The sequence below is a fragment of the Secundilactobacillus paracollinoides DSM 15502 = JCM 11969 genome (genome assembly GCF_001311135.1).
Lineage (GTDB): Bacteria > Bacillota > Bacilli > Lactobacillales > Lactobacillaceae > Secundilactobacillus > Secundilactobacillus paracollinoides.
In genome coordinates this window covers 1-4,704 of the sequence record NZ_BBAG01000105.1, presented here as the reverse complement: position 1 = coordinate 4,704, position 4,704 = coordinate 1, and the positions used below count along the sequence as shown (strand labels likewise).

Genomic DNA, 4,704 nt, shown 5'->3' with positions numbered 1-4,704 from the left:
CAAAAATGCCAGGTTCAGGCATTTCTGATATTGATTGCATCTTGCTGCTGGCTTTCTCGGCCACATTGCCGAAACGTGTTCAGCAAGGCACGGGGCTAACGTGTAACGGCGGCTGGTCTAAAAGTCAGGCCCGGACTTTTAGACAGCGCCGTTACACACCGCCCCTAACCCGCCTTGCCTCACACTCTCTGATTTTAACCCAAATCCCCCTCACTTGCAGTACCGTCTTCAAAATTCCGCCATAACAGGTTGTGTTTCCATGATTCTTCCTTTAAAATTGAAACTGTATAGTTTAGCGCTTTCAAAAAACACTTATTTTTGGAGGTTTTATTAATGGCAACAAAGAAAATGATTCTTGACTTGGATACCGGGATCGACGACGCAATGGCAATTGCCTATGCTGTTGGTGCACCAGACGTTGATCTGATTGGGATCATCGGGTCATACGGGAATGTATTGGTTGAACAAGGCGGCAAGAACGCCCTTAAGATTCTTGAATTGCTTGGTGCAACTGATGTGCCTGTTTATCTTGGCAATGGTCACTCATCAACGACCGATCATTTCGACGTGATGCCGATCAGTGCCCAGATCCACGGCAAAAATGGGATCGGTGAAGTTGAATTACCCGAAGCCAAACGGCAATTAGAAACAACTTCTGGCGTTGACTTCTTGATTGACGCTGCCAAGCAATATGGCAAAGATTTGATTCTCGTGCCAACTGGTCCTATGACTAACTTGGCTGAAGCTCTGGAAAAGGCACCTGAGATTGCTGATGAGATTGGAAACGTCACCTTTATGGGTGGTGCCCTAACCGTTGAAGGGAACGTCACCCCTTATACCGAAGCTAACATCAACCAGGATCCTGAGGCGGCAAACGCCGTACTGACGAGTCCACTGAAATCCACAATGGTTGGGTTGGACGTCACGATGCGGACACTGTTGACCCGCAAGGAAACGCAACAGTGGCGTGACTTAAACACTAAGGCTGGGACTGCCTTTGCGGACATCGTTGATTACTACATCGACGCCTACGAAGTCACAAACGGCCAGTTGCCAGGTTGTGCCCTGCATGATCCTTTGGCGGTGGGCGTTTCGCTGGACCCAAGTTTCATCACCACTTTGAACCTGAACATGAAGGTGACGACTGACGAAGGCACTCGTGGCCGGACCATTGGCGATCAGGCGCGTTTAAACGACCCTGAAACCAACGTTACTGTTGGCATCAATGTCGATGCTGACCGGTACTTGAAGACCTTTATGAGCTACCTGACTGGGTTGTTTGCTAAGCATTAATTTAACTGTTGAAGTAAGCTGCTACAGGTATTAAAAAGCACCATCAAAGAGTCATGACTGGCTCTTAGATGGTGTTTTTTTGGTTGTATTTTACTATGCCACACAGCCGAAATGAGTAAAAACAGGAAGCTGCCTTTAAACCGATGCCTTATTTAAAATACTCATTCACAAATTTAGCAACGCCATCGTCCTCATTTGTCCCAGTATGGTACTGAGTCAAGGCCGTAATTGCTGGCTGTGCGTTCGCCATTGCAACGCCCACTTCGGCAGCCTTCAACATGCCAGCATCGTTTTCAGCATCCCCAAAGGCCATGAGATTACTGAAATCTTCATCAAAGTGGCTTAACAGCGCTTTTAAGCCAACAGACTTGTCGGTGGTCAGACTCAGAAATTCCAAGATAGTTGGTTGTGACCGCGCAATGTGGAATTTTTTCTTCAGATCATCTGGTAACTGGTCCTGGACCGCATCAACGACTTCCTTAGGTGCCGCAACAACGGCCTTAGCATAGGTCTGTTCAGGCAAATCAGCAAAGGTCATCGGTTCAAATTTAATATCACCGCCAAGTGTGTAAATCGATTTCGTTAGATCAGTCATTGGGTACACCTGATCAAAGTTAAGCACATCTAGTGGAAACCCACTGGTCTTCAGAAAGTCATGCAACGGCTGGAGATCTGCCTTGGTCATCCCTTGCTTAGCCAGCGGTTCCCGGGTTGTATTGTTAATGACCAGCGCCCCGTTAAAGGTGATCGTATAATCATCAGCCCCCGTCAACCCAAGTTGTTCAATATAGTGCCAGATGGCGTTGATTGGCCGACCGGTACACAAAACAACTTTAACACCCTTAGCCGAAATGGCCTTAAGCGCCTGTTCATTCGTTTTGGAAATTTTTTTATCGTTTGTCAGTAAGGTATTGTCAAGATCTAGCGCAACTAGTTTAATCATTTGAAAACTCCCTTTTTAAAGCTTGTTCATTGGTTCACTTCAATAGTATAGCCCATTAATTGCGCCTTGCCTACTGTTCAGCGAGGTATCTAGCAACTGTTTTCAGCATACCATTGTGATTGTTGTCGTCATCCGTAACCAGGCCGACCTGTCGTTGCACGGCAACCGGGGCATTTTTCATAACGTAGCCGAATTTCGCCTGTTGCAGCATTTCGACATCGTTGCCACTGTCACCAAAGGCCAGTGTTTCAGCCTTAGTGATGCCCCACATGTCTTGTAATTTCCGTAGGCCATATGCCTTATTGACGTGCGGCAAAATGATATCCAGTCCGCCTAGTCCGCTTGAAGTCGCGCGCAACCGCCCTTTAAAGGCCGCATTGAAATCGCGCTCTTGCTGCGACACATCAAACTGGCGCCAGGTAATATCGAGCTTATAAATGGCATCTGTCACTTCCATCAGATCCATCACGGACCTTAAATCACCGTAGAAATAACTGGATTGTTTGAAACGCTTAGCACTCGCAGGAATTTCAGTATAGGAACCATGCTGCCCTGAAAGAATCAGCCAAGCATGCTTAAACCCGTCATTTTGCGCCATCCACCGAAGTGCATCGTGGACGAGTGTTGGTGGAATCAGGTCTTCACTGATTGCCTGACCATTGGCCACAATATGCGCGCCATCCTCTGCTAAATAGGTGATCTCGCCGTTAATTTCTTCAAAATACTGTGGCAGGTGCGGGTACTGATTACCGCTAGCGACAATAAACCGCACATTTTGCGTTTTCATTTGCGTCATCAACTGCTGGAAATAGGCGTGGTCATACTGACTATTATCATTTAAAAACGTGCCATCAATATCGGTGGCAATAAGCTTGATCGTCATGTGCGTGGCCTCCTTATGAGCACCATTATAACCTAGTTTAGCACACACAAAAACCGGCCAGACAGGTGTGATCACTAGTCAGCCGGTTAGGTGTTACTTATTCCAGTGCCAAGGGTCTTCACGCCACTGCTTCAACGACGCGAGTTCCGTTGCGTTAATATCGTACTTCTCATTTGCGACTTCAATTAGGGTGCTGTAATTGGTCAGTGTGTGCAGCGATAACCCCGCATCAGCAAAGTTTTTCACGTGGTCTGGCAGTTCGTACGAGAAGATAGCGACAATGCCAAGAACCGTCGCGCCAACAGCTTGAACGGCTTTAGCGGCGCCCAGAACACTACCGCCTGTCGAGATGAGGTCGTCGATCAACACAACGTTGTCATCAGCCGTAATTTGACCTTCAATTTGTTTGCCAGTCCCGTGATCTTTAGGCTTAGCGCGCACATAACTCATGGGCAGGTTCAAGCGGTCAGCGGCAAGTGCGGCGTGGGGAATCCCTGCGGTCGCGACACCAGCAATGACGGTCGCCGTTGGGAACTGTTCTGAAATGAGCGCGGTCAAGCCGTCAGCGATGTGGGTCCGAACTTCGGGAAACGCAATGGTGCGACGATTATCTGTATAGATGGGCGCCTTGATCCCGCTCGCCCACAAGAAGGGTTTATTCGGTGATAGGGTCACCGCGTTAATATCAAGAAGATCGGCTGCGATTTGTTTTTCTACTGATACTGTCATGTTTAAAGTCCCCATTCCTTTGCGATTGTCTGGTAAGCGGCAACTGGATCAGCTGCCTTAGTGATCGACCGGCCAACGACTAACCCGTTGCTGCCAAGGTCAGCCGCTTTGGCTGGCGTGACGACCCGTTTTTGGTCATCAGCACTATCGGTGGTAAGTCGAATCCCTGGGTTAATACACAGAAAGTCATCGTTCGTGGCTTCGTGAATCATCGGATCTTCCAAAGCAGACGAGATAACACCGTCCGCCCCACTGGATTGAGCAAGCTGCGCATAGTGCACAACTGAGGATTTTAGTGTTACTGGAATCAGCTGCTCGGTTTGCATCTGCTCTTCCGACGTTGAGGTCAGCTGAGTGACGGCCAGCAGTTTGGCCGGCGCAACCCCCGCCTGTTGGCTCCCGTTCACAAGACCGCGCTTAGCAGCCCGAATCATTTCGGATCCGCCCGCAGCGTGCACGGTGACCATTGAGACTTCTTGTTGGCCTAATTGAAACATTGCCTGTTCAACAGTGTTGGGAATATCGTATAATTTCAGATCCAAAAAGATGTGGATACCGCGCTGACGTAACGCTTGAATAATCTTCGGCCCTTCAAAGTAAAACAGCTCCATCCCAACTTTCACAAACAGTTGGTCCTGATGTTCAAACTGATCAATAAAGGTATAAACCTCGTCACCCGTCTTAAAATCCAACGCAATAATAATTGGCCGCATCTGTACCACCTTTTCTTTTTTCGCAAAACGAAAAAACGAGAGTGTCAAATTTTATGTGTAAATAGAAAAGCCTCTCGTCTTTTTTCTTTAAAACAATAGATTCTAAAGTGTCTTGAACTAAGTTGAACCTTTATGCGATCGTT

At 47.8% G+C, this 4,704-nt stretch carries 5 protein-coding genes; 1 reads left to right on the top strand and 4 read right to left on the bottom strand.

Annotation, left to right across the window (positions count from 1 at the left end; genetic code table 11):
• Nucleotides 1-333: 333 nt before the first annotated feature.
• The gene (locus JCM11969_RS15930) at nt 334-1,293 is read left to right on the top strand and encodes a nucleoside hydrolase (protein ID WP_054712800.1); all 960 of its coding nucleotides are present in this window, start codon (nt 334-336) and stop codon (nt 1,291-1,293) included.
• 148 nt (nt 1,294-1,441) lie between these two features.
• Here JCM11969_RS15930 and JCM11969_RS15925 read toward each other — a convergent pair whose 3' ends face one another.
• The 4 genes from JCM11969_RS15925 to pyrF all read right to left on the bottom strand — a co-directional run bounded on the left by JCM11969_RS15925 (nt 1,442) and on the right by pyrF (nt 4,561).
• The gene (locus tag JCM11969_RS15925; protein ID WP_054712797.1) at nt 1,442-2,236 is read right to left on the bottom strand and encodes a Cof-type HAD-IIB family hydrolase; all 795 of its coding nucleotides are present in this window, start codon (nt 2,234-2,236) and stop codon (nt 1,442-1,444) included.
• Between the two features lie 70 nt (nt 2,237-2,306).
• The gene (locus JCM11969_RS15920) at nt 2,307-3,119 is read right to left on the bottom strand and encodes a Cof-type HAD-IIB family hydrolase (protein ID WP_054712794.1); all 813 of its coding nucleotides are present in this window, start codon (nt 3,117-3,119) and stop codon (nt 2,307-2,309) included.
• Nucleotides 3,120-3,212: 93 nt separating this feature from the next.
• The gene (gene pyrE, locus JCM11969_RS15915) at nt 3,213-3,848 is read right to left on the bottom strand and encodes an orotate phosphoribosyltransferase (RefSeq protein WP_054712791.1); all 636 of its coding nucleotides are present in this window, start codon (nt 3,846-3,848) and stop codon (nt 3,213-3,215) included.
• Nucleotides 3,849-3,850: 2 nt separating this feature from the next.
• Nucleotides 3,851-4,561, bottom strand: coding sequence for an orotidine-5'-phosphate decarboxylase (gene pyrF, locus JCM11969_RS15910; protein WP_054712786.1), 711 nt, complete (start codon nt 4,559-4,561; stop codon nt 3,851-3,853).
• Nucleotides 4,562-4,704: the final 143 nt, after the last annotated feature.

Bases quoted from the DNA above. Each gene is read 5' to 3' on its own strand.
- JCM11969_RS15925 (WP_054712797.1), bottom strand. From the start codon at position 2,236: ATGATTAAACTAGTTGCGCTAGATCTTGACAATACCTTACTGACAAAC.
- pyrF (WP_054712786.1), bottom strand. From the start codon at position 4,561: ATGCGGCCAATTATTATTGCGTTGGATTTTAAGACGGGTGACGAGGTT.
- JCM11969_RS15930 (WP_054712800.1), top strand. From the start codon at position 334: ATGGCAACAAAGAAAATGATTCTTGACTTGGATACCGGGATCGACGAC.
- pyrE (WP_054712791.1), bottom strand. From the start codon at position 3,848: ATGACAGTATCAGTAGAAAAACAAATCGCAGCCGATCTTCTTGATATT.
- JCM11969_RS15920 (WP_054712794.1), bottom strand. From the start codon at position 3,119: ATGACGATCAAGCTTATTGCCACCGATATTGATGGCACGTTTTTAAAT.